This is a genomic window from Nocardia sp. bgisy118, assembly GCF_057708605.1.
Genome location: NZ_JBYISM010000009.1, coordinates 151704 through 170964 on the forward strand (window position 1 = coordinate 151704; position 19261 = coordinate 170964).

Consider the following 19261-nt stretch of genomic DNA (forward strand, 5'->3'; position numbering starts at 1 on the left):
TCGAGAACGATCGCGTCGTCGAAGACCTCCCCCGGCGCGTCGATCGAGCGGACCTCCGCGTCGTCGCGAACGGTCAACCGACCGTATCCGGGGACCTCGAGACTCTGCCACACGCCCATGGGAATCCTCTGTCCAGCAGGGGGTTTCACCATAGATCGGCAGAGTCGCGATGACCGTTACCGCGATGGCGGCATGCCGCGAGGACCCCTCGGCCAGAGGGGCCCTCGCGGGTTGCGATCGCGGCGCGCAGCGGGCGCTCCGTCGACGCCGGGTCTGCTCAGAGCGGCGCGCGAGCCGCAGTCAGGAATTCATCCCTGCTGATCCTGCCGTCGCCGTCGATGTCGACCTCGTCGAACCGGGACATCAGGATGTCGATGTCCCGAACCTGGTCGCCGTAGTGCTGAATGAACTCCTCGCGGTCGATGTAACCATCGCCGTCGATGTCCATCGCATCGAATTTCCGGTGAATGTCCTGAATATCCATGCGGTTCTCTCCCTAGCTTCTAGGGGGCGGCTGCTGCCACCCCGAGAGGACAGGTATCGAGCCGTGTTGGAGAAACTGACCCGTCAAGGATAGTCGGGCGCGGTATTGCGTGTGCGAAAATCGCGCGACCGCGACATCTACCCGCCGACCTCTTTGGTGGCCGACCCCGCGATCGCCGATACCCGCCACAATTCGACGGCAAGCAAGAACGCCTGCACGCGCCCCTCGACTTCGTCGAGCACGACTCCGTCGGGCCAGGACACCCGGCAGTGATACCAGCAGCGCCGCGCGCGATCGCAACGCCGCGGCTCCGGCGAGAGGAGATCTCGGCAGACGCGCCTGGCGAGTTCGGCGAGCGCCGCCGACGTCTGCGCCGGTGTGCCCACGTTGCCGACGCGCCACCACAGCTCCTGCGTCCGGCCGGGGCGGGAGATCTCTACGAGGTAGATCAGTTCGGTGTCCTGATCGCTCATACCCATGCACTTTGCCAGAAACCGACCGGTCTTCCCGGGTCTCGGTGTACGCGTGTTGTTCCCCGGCGAAACGCGAGCCGTGTTGATTACCGGTTCGCCCCGAGAATGCGGTTACTTTTCAGGACGGCGCCGGACACCGAGGTTCGGCGCGAGTGATTGGACCCTGAACGGAACGCGATGAGCACACCTGTTGTTCCCGGTACTGCCGGTTCACCGCCCGGGTACCTCTGGCGGTGGGTTTGGCCCGAATCCCGGGCCGTCGCATGGTTGTTGGCGTCCTCGGCCGCGCTCGTCGGCGCGGCGGCGGCCTCGGTCGCGGGAATGGTGGCCGACAACGACTTCGTCGTGCGCGTCGCCGCGCTCCTGCTGCTGCTGGCCGCGATGACCGGGGCGATCTATCGCGTCACCAGCATCGAGGATCGCCCTTGGGTGCACCAGGGCGACGGGGCGTCCACCTTCGTGCTGCGATACCTGCCGACCCGTGTCGCGCCGGTGCTCGCCGCGCTCACCGCGCTGGCGGTCGCGGCGCTGTGGATCGGCGTCCTCGAACGAGCGCTCGAACCGATGTTCTTCGGGATCGCGCTGCTCGTCTCGGTCCTCGTCCTCGCCTGCCTCGGAATCCGGTATCGGCGGGCCGCGCGGCTCTGCCTGTCCCCGCACACCATTCGCGTCACCACCCGCAACTTCGATTGGGAATTTCCCTGGGAGGCGATCGATTTCGAGGCCGGGTTCGACGCGAAGGGCACCGAGACCATCGCGATCCGCTGCCCGCGCGCCGCGGTGACCACCCGGCCGACGCCGGGAAGGACCCCGACCCACCTGCGGCCCCCGAAGGACAGCCCGAACGGCCCGTGGAAGGTCGCGCCGATCATGTGGGGCGTCAGCCCGAACTCGCTGTTCTCCGCCCTCGACCATCTGCGGACCGACCCCGGACTCCGCGCCGAACTGACCCACGCCCAACTCACCGCCATGCTCACCCCGCCACCGTGGCAGACCCGGCGGCCGCTCGACATCGATCCGCTGTGAGATAGCTCCGACGTCCTCGACCGCCGCCCGCGCGTGCGCTCCCACTCGGAGAGACCCGGCTGCGCGAGCCGACCGGGCGGACGGATCGGCGCTGACATCATGGACGGATGTCGTCGCAACGGGAACCGTTTTCTTCGGATGATCGAGCAGCGTCACGCCTGAGCACCGAGTGGTCGCGAGCGATGGGCTTGCGCGTGCCGGTGGTCAACGCGCCGATGGGCGGCGTCGCGGGCGGGCGGTTGGCCGCCGCGGTGACCTCGGCGGGCGGGCTGGGGATGATCGGCATGGGGAGTGCCGGATCGGCGGCGGCCCTGCGCGAGGAACTCCGGCACACGACGGCGCTCGCCGGGCGATTCGGCATCGGCCTCGTCGAGTGGGTCGTGACCGCCGATCCCGAATTGCTGGACGTGGCCATCGCGGCGGCTCCCGCCCTGATCTCGGTGAGTTTCGGGACCGATCCGTCCTGGATCGCCCGCGTGCGCGACAGCGGAATCCGCACGGCCACACAGGTTTACAACGCGACCGAGGCGCGCCGTGCCGAAGACGCCGGGATCGACGTGCTGGTCGCGCGTGGCGCCGAGGGCGGCGGCCACGGCGCGGTGGAGATGGCGACGCTGCCCCTGCTGGACGCGGTACTCGACGCCGTCTCGGCGCCGGTCCTGGCCGCGGGCGGCATCGGGTCGCCCGCGAGTCTCGCCGCCGTACTCGCCACGGGGGCCTGCGGCGTATGGCTCGGCACGCGCTTGGCCGCCTGCGCGGAGTCGTCGCTGTCGGAGGCGGGCCGCCGCGCGCTGCTCGCGGCCGACGGCACGGACACCGTCGTCACCACGGCGTTCGACGTGGCGATGGGACTGCCCTGGCCCGCCCGATTCCCGGCGCGGGTGTTGCGCAACGACTTCACCGCGCGGTGGGCCGGTCGCGAGGACGCGCTGCGCACGGACGAGCAGGCGCGAGCCGCGCTGGCGGCCGCTGTCGCCGCCGACGATCCGCGGACCGCACCGATCGATGCGGGTCAAGGGGTCGGCGCGATCACCGCGGTCACCCCGGCGGCCCAGGTGATCGACGAGCTCTGCTCGGGCGCGGCGGAGCTGCTCGCTCGCACACCGTGAGTCCGCGACGCTCGCGGACCGCGCCCTCAAGCACTTGATTCAATCAAGTGATTGAGGCAGACTCCAGCCGTGAAAGGAGCTGCCGATGTCCGCTGATGTCGACGAGGGCCTGCGCGCCCCGTATGAGATCGAGTTCCCGTTCGAGCGAACGGTGGGACCGGTCGTCGGAACCTTCCTCGCCGGTCTGCGCGAGCGGCGGTTGTTCGGCGCGCGGACCGAGCGCGGCACGGTGGTCTGCCCGCCGCCCGAGTTCGATCCGGTGACCGGCGGGGGGCTCAGCGAGCTCGTCGAGCTCGCCCCGGTCGGCTCCGTCGAGTCGTGGACCTGGGTGCGTGGCCGCCCCGGCGATCCGGTCGACGGCGACTTCGCCTGGGCGTTGATCGCCGTCGACGGCACGGAGGGCACGTTCTTCCACGCCCTCGACGTCGGCGGCGATCCGGCGCGAATCCGGCGCGGCCTGCGAGTACGGGCGCGGTGGGCGGACGAACGCCACGGCGTGCTGTCCGACCTGCGCTGTTTCGAGCCGGAGGAAGGCGATGAATAGCCCACTGCCGGAACCGGTTTCGCTGATGCCGACCCCGCTGCGGATGGAATACACGTTCGTCGCGGGCGTCGGGCGCTCGCGGTTCCTGCGCGGCCTGTCCGAGCGCAAGCTGCTGGCGGCCACCTGCCCGTCGTGCCGCCACGTCTACCTGCCCGCGCCGGAATTCTGCGCACGCTGCCTCGTCGAGCTCGGCGAACCCACCCCACTCGACGGGCGCGGAGTCGTCTCCACCTTCTGCGTCGTCAGCTTCCCCTTCCCCGGGCAGGAGATCGATCCGCCCTACGTGGTGGCCTACATCCAGCCGCACGGCGCCGACACCCGGCTGATGCACCTGATTCGCGAGGTCGAGATCGCCGAGGTCCACATCGGCATGGAGGTCGAACCGGTCTGGCGCGAGGGCGCCGATCTCGAGCCGTCCTGGATGAGCATTCGCCACTACCGCCCCGTGTCGAGCCAGGAGGTTCCGCATGCGTGAGGTCGCCATCGTGGGCTCGGCACAGTCCGCGTGCCTCGCCGCGAACCGGCGCGACGACATGGCGGGCATTTTGCTTCCGGTGATCCGCGAGGCGCTCGCCGGAATCCCGCTCGACCGCGACCGGGTCGATTTCGTGTGTTCCGGCAGCCACGACTTCCACGAGGGACGCACCTTCGCCTACATTGACTCGCTCGACGCCGTCGGCGCGTGGCCGCCGATCGTGGAGTCCCACGTGGAGATGGACGCGGCGTGGGCGTTCCACGAGGCGTGGTCGTGGCTTCAGCTCGGGCACGGCGATATCGCCCTGGTGTACGGGATCGGCCGCGGGTCCCTGCCACGCGACCTCGACCAAGTCGTGCCCGCCCAGCTGGATCCGTATTACCTCACGCCGCTGCGACCGCACCGCGACGCGATCGCGGGCATCCAGGCCTGCGCGCTGCTCCAGTCCGAGCTGACGACCGAACGCGAGATGGCACGGATCGTCGCGCGCAGCCTGGCGGATGCCACGAAGAATCCGCACGCGCAGGTCTCGGGCGACTACGAGATCGACGAGTTGCTCGCCGAACCGTATGTGGCAGCGCCTCTGCGCCGCCACGACGTGTCACCGGTCGGCGACGCGGCGGCCGTGGTCGTACTCGCCGCGGGCGACGTGGCGAGATCGCTGTGCGAGCGTCCGGCCTGGGTGCGCGGCATCGACCACCGGATGGACGGGCACTATCCGGGGTCGCGGGATCTGACCAGGGCTCCCTCCGCCGGACTCGCGGCCGTCCGCGCGGCGAAGGCCGCGGGCTTCGACGCGGGCCGGGTCGAGATCGCCGAGCTGCACGTCGAATACTCCGCGCAGGAACCCCTCTTGGTTCGCGAGCTCGGCCTCGGCGCGGCGACGGCGATCAATCCGTCGGGTGGGCCGCTGGCGGGCAGGCCGACCACCGCGACGGGCCTGATCCGAATCGCCGAGGCCGCCAAGGGGATTCGCTCGGGGCTGGCGCGACGCGCTCTCGCACATGCCACGAACGGTCAAGCGCTGCAACAGAATCTGGTCTGCCTGCTGGAAGGAGACCCGGCATGAGTGAACCCGTCGCCGTCATCGGCATCGGTCAGGGCAAGCAGGCCAAGCGCCGCGAGGTGACCATCGGCGCGCTGGTGCGCGAAGCGGTCGCGGCCGCGATGGCCGACGCGGAGCTCGAACTGGGCGATGTCGACGCCGTCGTGCTGTCCAAGACACCGGATCTGTTCGACGGGGTGATGAATCCGGAGCTCTATCTCGCCGACGCGCTCGGCGCCCGCGGGCTCCCGGTGACCAGGGTCTTCACCGGCGGCAGCGTCGGCGGGCACGCGGCCATCTACGGCGCGCACCTGATCGAGGCTGGGTTGGCGAGGCGCGTGCTGGTCGCGGCGTATTCCAAAGAGTCCGAAGGCAATTTCACCTGGGCCCTCTCGCGCGGTCTGCCGTTCAGCGCCAAACTGGGCGCGGGCGCGGGCGGTCATTTCGCGCCCGTCATCCGCGAGTACATCCGCCGGTCCGGTGCGCCCGAGCACATCGGCTGGCAGGTGGCGGTCAACCACCGGCGCAACGCGATCCGCAACCCGTACGCGCACGTGCACATGCCCGACATCACCGTGGAGAAGGTCAAGGAGTCCCGCATGCTGTGGGACCCGATCCGCTATCTGGAGTCCTGCCCCTCCTCCGACGGCGCCGCGGCGATCGTGCTGTCCGCGGAATCGGAGGTCGGGAGTCCGGCCCGCCCGCCCGCGTGGATCCACGGCATGGCGTTCCGCACCGAGACCGGGCACTTCGCCGGGCGCGACGAGGTCAACCCGCGTGCGGGCGCCGAATGCGCTGCCGACGCCTACCGGCAAGCCGGAATCGCCGACCCCGCAAGGGAAGTCGACGTCGCCGAGCTGTACATCCCGTACAGCTGGTACGAACCGATGTGGCTGGAGAACATCGGCCTCGCCCCGCTGCACCAGGGCTGGAAGCTCGTCGACGACGGCACCACCCGTTTCGGCGGGGCGCTGCCGATCAACCCGTCCGGCGGCGTACTGTCCGGCAACCCCACCGGGGCGACCGGGCTGATCCGCTTCCTCGAGGCCGCCCTTCAGGTCCGCGGCCTGGCGGGCGAGCATCAGGTCCCCGACGCCCGGCTGGCCATCGGCCACGCCATGGGCGGCGCCTCCCAGTTCCACGCGCTCTGGGTCGTCGGCGCCGAACGGCCCACCACGTGAACCGGATTCCGTGCAGACCTTCCACACGCCTCGCAGCGGCCACAACCCGTGCGAGGCGTGCGAAACCGCTGCGAGAGCGGCGATGAACCGAGACAGGAGTGCGAGGATGCGACGGGTGTTCGTCGTCGGCGTCGGCATGACGCCGTTCGTCAAGATCGGGTCCATGGCGTGGACCTATCCGGAGATGGTCGGCGCGGCGGTGCGCGACGCGCTCGGCGATGCCGGGCTCGGTTACGACCGGGTCCAGCGCGCCGCGGTCGGCTATGTGTTCCAGCCCTCCGCGGCGGGACAGCGCGCCCTCTACGACGCCGGCATGACCGGCATTCCGGTGGTCAACGTCAACAACAACTGCGCCACCGGCTCCACCGCGCTCATGCTGGCGCGCGAATGGGTCGGCGCGGGGCTCGCGGACGTGGCGCTCGCCGTCGGATTCGAGCAGATGACCAAGGAAGCCATGGCCGGGCCCGCGACACCACCGAAGACCACCACCGTCGACGCGCACCTGCGAGTCATGGCCGCCCAGTACGACTTCGGCCGCGCGCCGATGACCACGCAGTTCTTCGGCAACGCCGCGCTCGAGCACGGCAAGCGCTACGGCACGACGCCCGAACAGCTGGCCGCCGTCGCGGTGAAGAATCACGCGCACTCGACGCGTAATCCCTTGGCGCAGTTCCAGAATGCCTACACCCTGGAGCAGGTGCTCGGCGACGCGCCGGTGCACGGCCCGCTCACCCGTTCGCAGTGCTCGCCGATGTCGGACGGCGCCGCGGCGGCCGTGCTGGTGAGCGAGGACGTGGTGCGCGAGCACGGGCTGGAGGCGCAGGCCGTGGAGATCCTCGCGCAGGAACTGGTCACCGACGACGAGACCGCGTTCTCCACCGCGTCGATGATCGATGTCGTCGGAGCTCCGATGACCCGCATCGCGTCCCGGCGCGCCCTCGACACCGCGGGGATCGCCATCGACGAGGTCGACGTGATCGAACTGCACGACTGCTTCTCGATCAACGAACTCATCACCTACGAGGCGCTCGGCCTGTGCGGGGAGGGCGAATCGGGCGCGCTGGTGGAATCCGGCGCCACCACCTACGGCGGCGACTGGGTGGTCAATCCGTCCGGCGGGCTCATTTCCAAGGGACACCCGCTCGGCGCGACCGGACTGGCGCAGACGGCCGAACTCTCCTGGCAGTTGCGCGGACTCGCCGCCGAGCGGCAGGTACCGGACGCGCGGATCGCTTTGGCGCACAACCTCGGTCTCGGCGGCGCGTGCGTCGTCACCCTCTACGCCGCGCCGGCCTGAGCCGGGCCGAACAATGGTCAACGACGAGCCTTCGGAGCTGAAACATCCATGACGACAATCGATCACGACACTCACCTGCGACTGCCGGTGCACAACGGTCACAGCCTGCTGGCCGGTCTTCGCAGGCACCGGCACGATCCGGTGCTCACCCTCGGCGACACCGTCCTCACCGGCGCCGACGTGCTCGATGCGATCAGCCGCTACGCCGCCGCGTTCGCGGCCAACGGCGTCGGCACCGGCACGCCTGTCGGTGTTCTGGCCATGAACCGGCCCGAGGTGTTGTTCACCATCGCCGCGGGACAAGTCCGCGGCTATCGGCGCACCGCGCTGCATCCGATGGGCGGACTGGACGACCACGCCTACGTCTTGGACGACGCGGAGATCACCACCCTGGTACTCGATCCGGTACCCGCTTTCGTCCAGCGCGCCCGCGAACTCGTCGACCGGGTGCCGCGGCTGAATCGCGTCCTCGTGCTCGGCGCGGTGCCGCCGGAGCTGGCCGACGTCGGCATCGATCTGACGGCGGCCGCCGCGGCGGTCGATCCGGAGCCGATCGAGGCCACCGACCTGTCGCCGGACGACGTGGTCTCGATCAGCTACACCGGCGGCACCACGGGAAAACCCAAGGGCGTCATCGGATCCGCGCTCACCATGGCGACGATGACCCAGATCCAGCTGTCGGAATGGGAATGGCCGCAACGACCGAAGTTCCTGATCTGCACGCCGCTGTCGCACGCGGGCGCCGCCTTCTTCCTCCCCGTGGTCCTGCTCGGCGGGCAGTGCGTGGTACTCCCCCGCTTCGAGCCGGGCGAGGTGCTGCGCGCCATCGAGGAGCATCGGATCACCGCGACCATGCTGGTGCCGTCGATGCTCTACGCGCTGCTCGACCATCCGGATCTCGCGACCCGCGACCTGTCCTCGCTGGAGACGGTGTACTACGGCGCCTCGGCCATCGACCCGACCCGGTTGACGCAGGCGATCGAGCGTTTCGGGCCGATCTTCGCGCAGTACTTCGGGCAGTCCGAGGCGCCGATGGCCATCAGCTATCTCGGGAAGCGCGAACACGATTCGCAGCGCCTCACCTCCTGCGGACGTCCCTCGGCCGCGCTGCGCGTCGCGCTGCTCGATGGCGACGACAAGGTGGTCGCGCCCGACGAGGTCGGCGAGATCTGCGTCTCCGGGCCGCTGGTCGCCGCCGGCTACCTGAACAAGCCCGAGGCGACCGCGGAGACCTTCCGCGACGGCTGGCTGCGCACCGGTGATCTCGCCCGCCAGGACGCGGACGGCTTCCTGCACATCGTCGGGCGCAGCAAGGACATGGTGGTCACCGGCGGATTCAACGTCTTTCCCCGCGAAGTCGAAGACGTCGTCGCCGAACACCCCTTGGTCTCGCACGTCGCGGTCGTCGGCGTGCCCGACCCGCGCTGGGGCGAGGCGGTCACCGCGGTCGTCGTGCTCGACCCTGCCGCGCACAGCGATTCGACCGCCGTCGAGACGATGATCGCCGAGATCCAGGAGACCGTCCGGCAGCGCAAGGGTTCGGTCCAGGTGCCCAAGCACGTCCTCGTCATCGACGAACTGCCGCTCACCGGACTCGGCAAACCCGACAAGAAGGCCGTGCGTGCCTTGGCGGCCGACTGGCTCGGCAACTGAACGACCAACTGGCGAAACCGGCTGACACTCAGCCGGTTTCGTTTCGTTATTGCGACTGCTCCCGCCACGGATTCGCGATCACCGGATGCGGAAGCGGCGCAGCAGCGACAGCGTGGTGAGGGTGCGGTCGAGGTATTCGTCGTACGGCTGACCCGGCTTCGGTCCGAGTACCTGGCGCTTCAAGGTGGCCACGTTGGTCGATTCGGTGAACTTCAACAGGCCCTCGTCCCCGTTGCGCACGCCCATCCCCGAGGCCTTGAAACCGCCGGAGGGCGCGCTCTTTCCGGCGTAGGCGAGCGCGGCGCAGTCGTTGACGTTCACGTGTCCCGCGGCGAGGCGCGCACCGACCGCGCGCGCTGCGGGCAGGTCGCGCCCCCACACGCTCGCGCTCAGCCCATAGCGCGTGTCGTTTGCGAGCTCGACCGCCTCGTCGACCGTCGCGAAGGGGTACAGCGCGACGACGGGACCGAACGTCTCCGCGCCGAAGACGTCCATCTCCCCGGTGACACCCTCCAGCACCGTCGGCGCGTAGAAGGTCGGGCCCAGTTCTGGTAGCGCCCGGCCGCCGGTGAGCACGCGCGCCCCTGCGGCCTCGGCTTGCTCGACCTGCGCCGCCACGCGGGCGCACTGATCGGCCGAGATCACCGCGCCCATGTCGGCAGCGAAGTCGTAACCCGGCCCGACCCGCAGCGCCGAGACGCGCGCGGTGAACTCGTCACGGAAAGCGGCATATACCGATTCGTGAATGTAGATCCGCTCGATGTGCAGGCACAGCTGACCGGTGTTGGCGAAGACGCCGTTGATCGCGCTGTGCACCGCCGCGGGCAGGTCGGCATCGGCCAGCACGATCATCGGATTCTTGCCGCCCAGCTCCAGGCACGATTCGACGAGGCGCTCCCCCGCCTGTCTCGCCACCAGCCGCCCGGTCGCCTCGGAGCCGGTGAACATCACGAAATCGGCGCCGTCCACCACCGCGGGCCCCACCACCGGACCCTCGCCGCACACGAGCTGGACCAGCCCCTCGGGAAGCCCGGCCTCGAGCAGCAGCCGCAGCCCGAACGCCGGGCTGAGCGGGGTTCGGTTGTCGGGTTTGAGCACGATTCCGTTCCCGGCCATCAGCGCGGGGATGGCATCGCAGTAGCCGATGGCGAACGGAAAGTTCCACGGCGCGATGACGCCGACCACGCCGCGCGGCTTGCGGATCTCGGTCGACGAGCTGACCAGCGGGATAGCGCCGGGATGCCGCACCGGTCGCAGCACTCGCGGCGCGCGCTTCAGATAGTGGCTGATGACCATCGGAATATCGCACAGCTCTTCGAAAGCCATCCGGCGCGCCTTGCCCGTCTCGATCTGGATCAAGTCGGTGATCGTCCGGTGATTCTCCAGGACCAGGCGGTGGAAGCGTTCGAACACGGCGAGGCGACGCCGCACCGGCAGGCGCGCCCATTCGGCCTGGGCGGCGCGGGCGCGGACGAACGCCGTGGCGACGTGGGCGGGCGAGGACTGCGGCAGGTCCGCCACCACGGTTCCGGTGAAGACCTCCGCCACCGGAACGGTGTCGGAGGGATCGCCGGTCACCAGGCTGGTCAGTGCCGCGAAGTCGTGGGCGGGGACGGTCGGCGTGCTCACGCACCGCACTCTATCAAGTGATTGCATCAGTTGATAGAGATTGCGTTTACGCTGGGCGAACGGTGATTACAATGCAGCAGGTGACCAGCGCAGCGGACCGTGCCGAGCTTCGGATCAGCGAAGCGGAACTAGCCATGCCGACCGACCAGCGCCTGATACTGGCCGCCGAGCGACTGTTCGCCGAACGCGGCATCGACGCGGTGTCCTTGCGTGCGGTGATGTCCGCCGCGGGCGCGAATGTCGCTGCGGTGCACTATCACTTCGGCTCCAAGGAAGCCCTGATCGAGGCGTTGATCCGGCAGCGAAGCGATGCGGTCGCGGCCCGGCGCGCCGCCCTGCTCGACGACGTGGAGCACTCGGGCGCGGTCACCGCCCGCGGCTTGGCCGAGGCGTTCGTGCTGCCCGTGTGGGAGATGGCGACCGGCGAGGGCGGATCCTGGGTCAAGTTCATCGCGGGCATCCTCGGCAGCGGCCATCCGGCACTGTCGACCGTCGCCGAGGGATTCGCCGATCAGGCCGTCCGCTTCATGACCTTGCTCGGCCGCGCCTTCCCCGACCTCCCCCGCCACACCATCCGCTTCCGGCTCGCCCAAGCCATGACATTGACCTTCCAGGTCCTCGGCGACGTGCACCAAACCCAGGACCTGCTCGCGATCTCGGGAGTCCAGCTCAGCCCCGAGCAGGTGATGACGGAACTCGTGGACGTCGTCACGGCGATCCTGGCCGGACCACCGTCGGACTGACGCGCACAACTCGGTGAACCCGATTTACTAAATGGTGTTCACAAAAAAGGTGTGGTGTGGTTCACTCCTGTGGAACGTGTTCCAAAGGAGGTACCGTGTCCGCGCCGTCCATCTCACACGATTTCGACTTCACCGATCCCGACCTGCTCGCCACCCGCCTCCCCGTCGAGGAGTGGGCCGAACTCCGCCGGACCGCTCCGGTCTGGTGGGTCGACCAGCCCACGGGCGTCAGCGGCTTCGACGACGGCGGGTACTGGGTGGTCAGCAAGCTCGACCACATCAAGGAGATCTCCAAGAACTCCGAGGTCTTCTCCACCAACGCCAACACCGCGGTGATCCGCTTCAACGGCGACATCACCCGCGACGAGATCGACATCCAGCGCGCCATGCTGGTCAACACCGATCCGCCCATCCACGACAAGCTGCGCCGGATCATCTCGCGCGGCTTCACGCCACGCGCGGTGCAGAGCCTGCGCGACGCGTTGCACGAACGCGCGGAGCGAATCGTCCACGAGGCCAAGAAGACCGGCGGCGGTGACTTCGTCCAGCAGGTGGCCTGCGAGCTGCCGTTGCAGGCCATCGCCGAGCTGCTCGGCGTGCCACAGTCCGACCGCGGCAAGCTGTTCGACTGGTCCAATCAGATGATGGGCTACGACGATCCCGATTTCGACGGCAACCACAAGCTGGCCACCGCGGAGATCATGGGCTACTCCTGGAATCTCGCCGAGGAGCGCCGCAAGTGCCCGGCCGACGACATCGTCAGCCAGCTGGTCACCGCCGACCTCGACGGGGAGGCGCTCGGATCGGACGAATTCGCCTGGTTCGTCATCCTTTTGGCGGTCGCTGGCAACGAGACGACCCGCAACGCCACCACCCACGGCATGAAGGCGTTCATCGACTTCCCCGAGCAGTGGGAACTGTACAAGGCCGAGCGGCCGCGCACCGCGCCCGACGAGATCGTCCGGTGGGCGACGCCGGTGATCGCCTTCCAGCGCACGGCGTTGCAGGACACCGAGATCGGCGGCCAAGCCGTGCGCCAGGGCCAGCGCGTCGGCCTCTTCTACGCCTCGGCCAATTTCGACGAGGAGCGCTTCACCAAGCCGTTCGAATTCGACGTCACCCGAAACCCCAACCCGCACGTGGGTTTCGGCGGCACCGGCACGCACTTCTGCGTCGGCGCGAACCTGGCGCGGCTGCAACTCGACCTGATCTTCAACGCCATCGCCGACGTGATGCCGAACCTGCGAGAGATTTCCGAGCCGGTGCGGCTACGCTCGGGCTGGTTGAACGGCATCAAGAGCTGGCAGGTCGCATACGAATGACACAACCCGCACGACGGGGCCGGATGCCCGCGGTGAACGACGCGGACATCCGGCGAGTGGCCAGGACGGTGCTGGCCGAACACGGTCCCGAGGCGCTGACCCTGCGCGCCATCGCGCGCGATCTCGGCATCACCGCGCCCGCGCTGTATCGCTATTACGCCTCCCGCGAGGACCTGGTCGCGGCGCTGCGCCGGGACATCTGCGTGGACCTGGCGGACGATCTCGCCGGGCAGGTGGCCGAACTCCCCGACGACGGCGTGGTGCAGTTGTTCGCCATCTGCAAGGGTTTTCGGCGCTGGGCCCTCACCCACCCGCACGAGTTCACCCTGGTGTTCGCCTCGCCGACCGGCGAAAACCCCGGCGGGATGCGGCAATTCGACGAACCGTTCGGCCGCGTCTTCCTCGGCGCGGCGGGCAGGCTGCTCACCACCTACGACCTGGTGACCCCCTCGACCGACACGATCCCCGGCGCGCTGCGCGAGGATCTGATCGAGTTCCAGACCGAACTGCTCGCCATGCTCGCCGAATCGGGTCAGAAGTTCCCCGCCGAGAAACTCGACCTGGGGGTGGCCTACCTGATGATGACACTGTGGGCACGGTTGTACGGCCACGTCACCCTCGAGGTGTTCGGCAACTACCCGATGCCCGTCACCGATCCCGACGCCCTCTTCGACGCCACTCTCGCCGACCTCGCGGGCAGCATCGGCCTGACCGGCCCCCAGCTGCCCTAGGCGCCCGGTACGCGGCCACACCGCCCGGCCGCCGGGGAAGAGAAGTAGTGCACTACTCGTGACAGACGCGGCCGCTTGGCGGATAAAGAAGACATGCGTTCCCCAGGCGACCGCGGCGCGTCATGAGCGACGACTCGCTCTGGACCGACCGTGTGCTCTGCGCCCTCGGCGAGCTCTCCTCGCTGTACGTCAAGATCAGCGAGCAGGCGGTGCTGACGATGGTCGCCGCCCGGTTCGCGTCGCGATTCGATGCGCAGGCGCGGCTGTACGAGGCGGACAAGCCCGCCTGGCATCACCGGGTCACCGAGGCGCTGGCCGAGCTCACCGCACGGGGGCTCGTCGACGCCATGCGCCTGACCGCGGCGGGCGAGGAGGCGTTCCCCGCCGCCTGCACACGGTCGCGCGAGGTGCCCGAACGCGAGCTCGGCGTCGCCGAGCCGAGCTCCGACCTGCTTCTCGCGGGAGTGCTCACGCCACCGTTGCGGGAACAGTTCGCCAAGCGCGACGGACGCCCCGAACGTTCGCGCGAGCCGATTCCCGTGATGATCGAGTTGAACCTGCGTTTCCGCGGCGGGGCGCGGTCGGCGATCGCCCGTGTCGAGCAGCTGTGGCAGTACGTCGACGCCGACGGCGTACCGCGTGGGCTCGCCGACGAGTACGCGGTCGGCGAGCTCACCACGACCCAGATCGAAGGACTTGTCGCGGCCGACGCCGTCGGTATCGACTGGCCCGACCGCGCGATCTACCGCATCTGGCCCGACTTCGAGATCCGCGCGCAGATCGATACCTCCGCCAGGACGATCAAGGCCACGGCCGCGCAGCGATCGTTCAACAGCTACGGCGACGGAATCGTCTGGGCCGTCATCGATTCCGGCATCCAAGGCGACCATCCACACTTTCAGGGCTACCACACGCTCGACGACCCGGCGCTGCTCGGCCTGCACAAGGATTTCACCGATCCGCACGGCGACCCGCTGCACGACGAGAGCGGGCACGGCACCCACGTAGCAGGCATCATCGCGGGCGGACTCCAGCTCTGGGACGGTAACCCCGACCAGATCCTCGTCACCGAGCGCCGGTTCAACGTGGCCGAACCGGGCCTGCCGATCGTGAAACCCCGACCGGTCGGCAGCCCGGCGACCCTCGCAGGCGTCGCTCCGCGTGCGAAGCTGGTGAGCCTCAAGGTACTCGGCGGCGGCGGCAATCTCGTCGCACGCACCACGCGGGTGATCGAGGCGCTCGCCCACGTCCGTGAGGTCAACGCCGCAGGCGGGAAGCTGTCCCGCATCCACGGCGTGAACCTCAGTCTCGGTTACGAATTCGATCCCGAGTGGTTCGGCTGCGGACGCAGCCCGCTGTGCCTCGAGGTGGACAAGCTCGTGCGCTCCGGCGTCGTCGTGGTGGTCGCCGCGGGCAACTCCGCCTACATCACGCTCGATCCGAAGATGTCGGACGTGAAGAAATTCAGCGCGGCGATGACCATCAACGACCCCGGCAACGCCGAGCGCGCCATCACCGTCGGTTCCACGCACAAGGACGCGCCGCATTCGTATGGCATCTCGTACTTCTCGTCGCGCGGACCGACCGCGGACGGGCGGTGCAAACCCGATCTCGTCGCGCCCGGCGAGCGGATCGCCTCGGCCGCCGCGGGCGAGATGCTGTTGCCGGTCGAGCGCACGCTCGAGCACGGCGTCGACGGCATGGCGATCTATGTCGAGAACACCGGCACCAGCATGGCCGCCCCGCACGTCTCCGGCGCGGTCGCGGCGTTCCTCTCGGTGCAGCGCGAGTTCATCGGCGATCCCGAAGCCGTCAAGCGTATCTTCGTCGAGTCGGCGACCTCGCTCAACCGCGATCGCGCGTTCCAGGGCGGCGGACTCGTCGATCTCATGCGCGCCCTGCAGTCAGTGTGAAACTCCCGGAAGGACTGCGACAATGACCGATATCATCGCGGGCCGCCCGTTCTGGCGGCTGATCTTCGACAAGGACGGCGACCCCGACCAGCAGCTGGTCGCCACGCTGGCCCAGGAGCGCGCGGCGCTCGGCATCACCGACCTGGTGATGTTCTCGCACGGCTGGAACAACGGTCAAGACACCGCGATTCGGCTCTACCAGCGCTGGTTCGACCTGCTCTCCGCCCACCTCGGCACCGAGCACAAGGTGGGTTTCGTCGGAATACTCTGGCCCTCCCAGCTGTGGCGCGACGAGCCGATTCCCGACCTGGAGCCGACCCCGCGGCCGACCGAGGGCGGTGGCGCCGCGGCGCTCGGGACGACGGCGTCCGTGCCCGCGGGTGCGCCCACCCTCGAACCCGAGATCCTCGCCGACCTGAAGAGCGTCTTCCCCGACGGTGCGGCCCAACTCGACACGATCGCCGAGCTGCTCGCCGGGCCGCCGACGCACGAGACGGCCACACAGCTGTTCACCCAGCTGCGCTCCTTGTACTCGGTCACTTCGGAGGGATTCGACGACGGCGAGAACCCGGTGGACGAGCCGGGCATGCTCGACACCGACCGCGATCCGGAGGACCTGTTCACCGAGTTCGCCGACAAGCTCGCCGACACCGGCGTGCAATTCGAGTCCGGCGGGGGTGCGGCAAATGCATTCAGCGACTTCGTGTCCCGCGGCCTCCACGGCGCGAAGGAGGCACTGCGGCAGCTGAGCTACTGGCAGATGAAGAACCGCGCGGGCGTGGTCGGTCGCACCGGGCTCGGCCCGGTCGTCACGAAACTCGCGGCGGGCGACAGCGGTGTGCGGGTGCACCTCGTCGGCCACAGCTTCGGCGGCCGCGTCGTCGCCTACGCGCTCGACGGACTCGGCGACGCCGACGGGTCACCGGTCAAGTCGGTCACCCTGTTGCAGGGCGCGTTCTCCCGGTTTGCCTTCACCGACGCCCTGCCGTTCCGCGACGGTGGCGGCGCGCTCGCGGGCCGCCTCGCCAGGCTGGACGGCCCACTGTCGGTGTGCTTTTCGAGTCACGACTCGGCGCTCGGCGTCATGTACCCGCTCGCCTCGCTCGCCGCACGTGACGACGCGGCCGAGGCCGAGGACAAGCTCTTCCGGTACCGGGCCATGGGTTCGCACGGCGCCTTCGACTCCGACCGGATGGTGCTCGAGGGCCCGGGCACCGCCTATCCGTTCCAGACGCACCACATCCTGAACCTGGACGCTTCCAATGTGGTCACCGCGGGCGGCCCACCCTCCGGCGCCCACAGCGACATCTTCAAGACCGAACTCGCCTGGGTCGTCGCGGCCGCGGGCGGACTGACGTAGCCGAAACTCAGCCCGCCGCCATCCGGCTGAGCTGCTCCCACTCCCGGTACAGCTCGCCGCGCACCCGGTCGAGGTCTTGGACCATGTCGTAGGACTGGCCGCCGACGATGAGGCGGCGGGGCGGGTCGGGCAGGTCGGCCAGCTCCATGATCACGGGGGCGGCGGTGCTCGGATCGGGACCCGCGTCGTCGCCCCACATCTCGGCGAGTTCGGCCCGCAGTCCCTCGTAGTGCGGAAGGGATTCGGTCGCGGTGATGCCCGCGGTGAACAGCTCCGTGGCGTAGCCGCCCATCTGCACGATGGTCACCTTGATGCCGAATCGCTCGACCTCCCGCGCGAGCGCCTCGCTGACCGAGTCCAGCGCCGCCTTGCCCGCGCCGTAGAGGCCGACGGATGCCATGCCTCCGCTGGTGCCCATCGAGGTGACCTGCAGGATGCGACCGGATCCCTGCGCGCGCAGGTGCGGGAGCACGGCCTGCACCACCCACACCGCGCCGAGGAAATTCACGTCCAGGTGGGCGCGGATCTGCTCCTCGGTGGCCTCCTCGACCATGCCGTACAGCAGCCCGCCCGCGTTGTTGACCACGATGTCGAGCCTGCCGAAGACCGCCATCGCGCGCTCGACCCCGGCGAACACGGCTTTGCGATCGGAAACGTCCAGCGACAGCGGGAACAGCTCGTCCGGATAGTCGGCGGCCAGCGCGGCGAGCGGCTCGATATTGCGGGCGGCGGCCACCACGTGGTCTCCGGCGGCGAGCGCCGCCTCGGTGAACGCCTTGCCCAGGCCCCGCGAAGCGCCGGTGATGAACCACACTCTTGCGGTCGTCATGGAAAGTCACCCTTCTCTCTGCGAGACGAACCGTCTCGTTTCGCTAAAGAGTGCACCGGCGACGGCCGATTGTCAATACGAACCGTTCCGTCTCGTTGTCCTGCTAGTCTCGGGTCATGTCCAACGCGGAGAAGCCGGATCGCTCACGGCGCAGCGAACGTTCACGGCAGGCGATCCTCGCGGCGACCCGTGCGCTGATCTCCGAAGTCGGGTACGCCAAGGTCTCGATCGAGGCCATCGCGGCGCGGGCGGGCGTCGGCAAACAGACGATCTACCGGTGGTGGCCGTCGAAGGGCGCGGTCATCTTCGACTCGTTCCTCGCGCTCGGCGAGGACGCCGACGGGCAAGGCATGGCCCTACCCGACACCGGCGATATCGCGGCCGATCTCAAGCTCGTCCTGCGCGCGACGGTCGCCGAGTTCGCCGACCCCGACTTCGAGCGGCCGATCCGCGCGCTGAACACCGAGATCGCCAACGATCCCGAGCTCGCCGCCCAGTATCGCGAGAAGCTGGCGGGCCCCATGGACGACGTCAAGAAGGCCCGTTTACGCAGCGCCCAGCAGGCCGGCCAGCTCGCCGCGGACGCCGATCTCGACTTGGTGCTGGAGGTGCTCTACGGCCCGCTCTTCCAGCGCTGGCTGCACCGTTCGGGCCCGCTCACCCCCGAGTACGCCGACTCGCTCGTCGACCTCACCCTCCGAGCCTTCCGGCCCTGACCGCGCCCCTCAGATCTGCGGCAGCGGAGGCAACTCGGTCGAGGTGAGCTTCTGCGCCGCTCGCTTGTTCATGCCGAACATGCGCAGCACATGGAAGGCCATGTCGTCCGAGAGTGCGTCGCCGTCGGCGTCCGGCTGGGCGTCCAGCAGTTGCAGCAGGCCGAGCAACGACCCACCCGCGGCCATCACGGCCAGGTCGGGGTCCATCGGCTCGAAGCGGCCCGCCTCCTGAGCCGCGATGATGTCGCGGCGGGCGCGCGGCGCGAGACCCTCGTCCCGCAACATGATCGACATGCCGGAGTTCAGCACGACCCGGACGATCTCGGGGACCTGCCGCTGCAACCGCCCGGTCATCCGGAAGCTGACGGCGAACACCTCGGCCGGATCGTCGTACAGCGCCACGATCGCGTCGCGCATCTCGCTGTAGACCTGGAGCGCCGAGCGCACCGCCTCGTCGAACAGCTGCTCCTTGGACTCGAAATGGTTGTAGAAGGAACCGAATCCGACGTCGGCGGCGTCGGTGATCTCCTGGATGCTGACCGCGGAACGACCCTCCGCGAGGAACTTCTGCGCCGCGCCGAGCAGAGCGTTGCGGGTGCGCTCACGGCGCCGGTCGATGCGGTTGCGCGCTACGGGTTCGGCGGTCATCGGTCCTTCTCCCACTCGGAATCGACCTGAGAATCGTATCTGACGAAACAATCAGAGACGATCCGGTATCGCACCGCCGCCGT

19 protein-coding genes are annotated in these 19261 nt (G+C 69.1%); 14 read left to right on the forward strand and 5 right to left on the reverse strand.

Translation table 11 applies throughout. The annotated features are described in order from the left end of the window. Positions 1-277 precede the first annotated feature (277 nt). Both AC3EO7_RS14035 and AC3EO7_RS14040 read right to left on the reverse strand, forming a co-directional pair. A complete protein-coding gene (locus AC3EO7_RS14035; RefSeq protein WP_431969928.1) occupies positions 278-484 on the reverse strand; it encodes an EF-hand domain-containing protein in 207 nt (68 codons plus the stop codon). A 137-nt stretch (positions 485-621) separates the two neighbouring features. Continuing rightward, positions 622-957, reverse strand: a complete 336-nt coding sequence (locus AC3EO7_RS14040) for a hypothetical protein (protein ID WP_431969929.1) — start codon at positions 955-957, stop codon at positions 622-624. Positions 958-1134: 177 nt separating this feature from the next. On the opposite strand from AC3EO7_RS14040, the gene AC3EO7_RS14045 reads away from it, so the two are divergent. The 8 genes from AC3EO7_RS14045 to fadD8 all read left to right on the forward strand — a co-directional run bounded on the left by AC3EO7_RS14045 (position 1135) and on the right by fadD8 (position 9287). Beyond that, complete coding sequence (locus AC3EO7_RS14045; protein WP_431969930.1) at positions 1135-1983, forward strand: hypothetical protein; 849 nt, start codon at positions 1135-1137, stop codon at positions 1981-1983. A 182-nt stretch (positions 1984-2165) separates the two neighbouring features. Then, positions 2166-3092, forward strand: a complete 927-nt coding sequence (locus tag AC3EO7_RS14050; RefSeq protein ID WP_435591397.1) for an NAD(P)H-dependent flavin oxidoreductase — start codon at positions 2166-2168, stop codon at positions 3090-3092. An 85-nt stretch (positions 3093-3177) separates the two neighbouring features. After that, positions 3178-3636 (forward strand): Zn-ribbon domain-containing OB-fold protein, encoded by a 459-nt coding sequence (locus AC3EO7_RS14055; protein ID WP_435591398.1) that lies wholly within the window; start codon positions 3178-3180, stop codon positions 3634-3636. Further along, positions 3629-4111 (forward strand): Zn-ribbon domain-containing OB-fold protein, encoded by a 483-nt coding sequence (locus AC3EO7_RS14060; protein ID WP_435591399.1) that lies wholly within the window; start codon positions 3629-3631, stop codon positions 4109-4111. The genes AC3EO7_RS14055 and AC3EO7_RS14060 overlap by 8 nt, the downstream gene beginning before the upstream one ends. Further along, positions 4104-5180, forward strand: coding sequence for a lipid-transfer protein (locus AC3EO7_RS14065; RefSeq protein WP_435591400.1), 1077 nt, complete (start codon positions 4104-4106; stop codon positions 5178-5180). The genes AC3EO7_RS14060 and AC3EO7_RS14065 overlap by 8 nt, the downstream gene beginning before the upstream one ends. After that, the gene (locus AC3EO7_RS14070; RefSeq protein ID WP_431969935.1) at positions 5177-6337 is read left to right on the forward strand and encodes a thiolase domain-containing protein; all 1161 of its coding nucleotides are present in this window, start codon (positions 5177-5179) and stop codon (positions 6335-6337) included. Before AC3EO7_RS14065 ends, AC3EO7_RS14070 begins: the two co-directional genes overlap by 4 nt. Positions 6338-6443: 106 nt before the next feature. Further along, positions 6444-7634, forward strand: a complete 1191-nt coding sequence (locus AC3EO7_RS14075) for a thiolase C-terminal domain-containing protein (RefSeq protein WP_435591401.1) — start codon at positions 6444-6446, stop codon at positions 7632-7634. A gap of 48 nt (positions 7635-7682) precedes the next feature. Continuing rightward, positions 7683-9287 (forward strand): fatty-acid--CoA ligase FadD8, encoded by a 1605-nt coding sequence (fadD8, locus tag AC3EO7_RS14080; protein WP_435591402.1) that lies wholly within the window; start codon positions 7683-7685, stop codon positions 9285-9287. Between the two features lie 78 nt (positions 9288-9365). On the opposite strand, the gene AC3EO7_RS14085 is transcribed toward fadD8, so the two are convergent. Next, the gene (locus AC3EO7_RS14085) at positions 9366-10916 is read right to left on the reverse strand and encodes a succinic semialdehyde dehydrogenase (protein WP_435591403.1); all 1551 of its coding nucleotides are present in this window, start codon (positions 10914-10916) and stop codon (positions 9366-9368) included. Between the two features lie 80 nt (positions 10917-10996). Here AC3EO7_RS14085 and AC3EO7_RS14090 point away from each other — a divergent pair, with 80 nt between their 5' ends. The 5 genes from AC3EO7_RS14090 (at position 10997) to AC3EO7_RS14110 (ending at position 16985) form a co-directional block, all read left to right on the forward strand. Continuing rightward, the gene (locus AC3EO7_RS14090) at positions 10997-11659 is read left to right on the forward strand and encodes a TetR/AcrR family transcriptional regulator (protein ID WP_431969939.1); all 663 of its coding nucleotides are present in this window, start codon (positions 10997-10999) and stop codon (positions 11657-11659) included. Positions 11660-11754: 95 nt separating this feature from the next. Then, positions 11755-12981: a cytochrome P450 gene (locus AC3EO7_RS14095; protein WP_431969940.1), complete on the forward strand. Its 1227-nt coding sequence runs from the start codon at positions 11755-11757 to the stop codon at positions 12979-12981. Next, positions 12978-13712 (forward strand): TetR/AcrR family transcriptional regulator, encoded by a 735-nt coding sequence (locus AC3EO7_RS14100; RefSeq protein WP_431969941.1) that lies wholly within the window; start codon positions 12978-12980, stop codon positions 13710-13712. Before AC3EO7_RS14095 ends, AC3EO7_RS14100 begins: the two co-directional genes overlap by 4 nt. Before the next feature lie 122 nt (positions 13713-13834). Further along, positions 13835-15625 (forward strand): S8 family peptidase, encoded by a 1791-nt coding sequence (locus AC3EO7_RS14105; protein ID WP_431969942.1) that lies wholly within the window; start codon positions 13835-13837, stop codon positions 15623-15625. Positions 15626-15647: 22 nt separating this feature from the next. Then, positions 15648-16985 (forward strand): serine-threonine protein kinase, encoded by a 1338-nt coding sequence (locus AC3EO7_RS14110; protein WP_431969943.1) that lies wholly within the window; start codon positions 15648-15650, stop codon positions 16983-16985. Between the two features lie 7 nt (positions 16986-16992). Here the strand turns inward: AC3EO7_RS14110 and AC3EO7_RS14115 are convergent, their stop codons facing one another. Further along, positions 16993-17814 (reverse strand): SDR family NAD(P)-dependent oxidoreductase, encoded by an 822-nt coding sequence (locus tag AC3EO7_RS14115; RefSeq protein ID WP_431969944.1) that lies wholly within the window; start codon positions 17812-17814, stop codon positions 16993-16995. 116 nt (positions 17815-17930) lie between these two features. Between AC3EO7_RS14115 and AC3EO7_RS14120 the strand changes: the two genes are divergently transcribed. Further along, a complete protein-coding gene (locus AC3EO7_RS14120) occupies positions 17931-18530 on the forward strand; it encodes a TetR/AcrR family transcriptional regulator (protein WP_431969945.1) in 600 nt (199 codons plus the stop codon). A gap of 9 nt (positions 18531-18539) precedes the next feature. Here AC3EO7_RS14120 and AC3EO7_RS14125 read toward each other — a convergent pair whose 3' ends face one another. Then, on the reverse strand, positions 18540-19178 hold the full coding sequence (locus AC3EO7_RS14125; protein WP_431969946.1) for a TetR/AcrR family transcriptional regulator: 639 nt from the start codon (positions 19176-19178) through the stop codon (positions 18540-18542). Between the last annotated feature and the right edge of the window lie 83 nt (positions 19179-19261).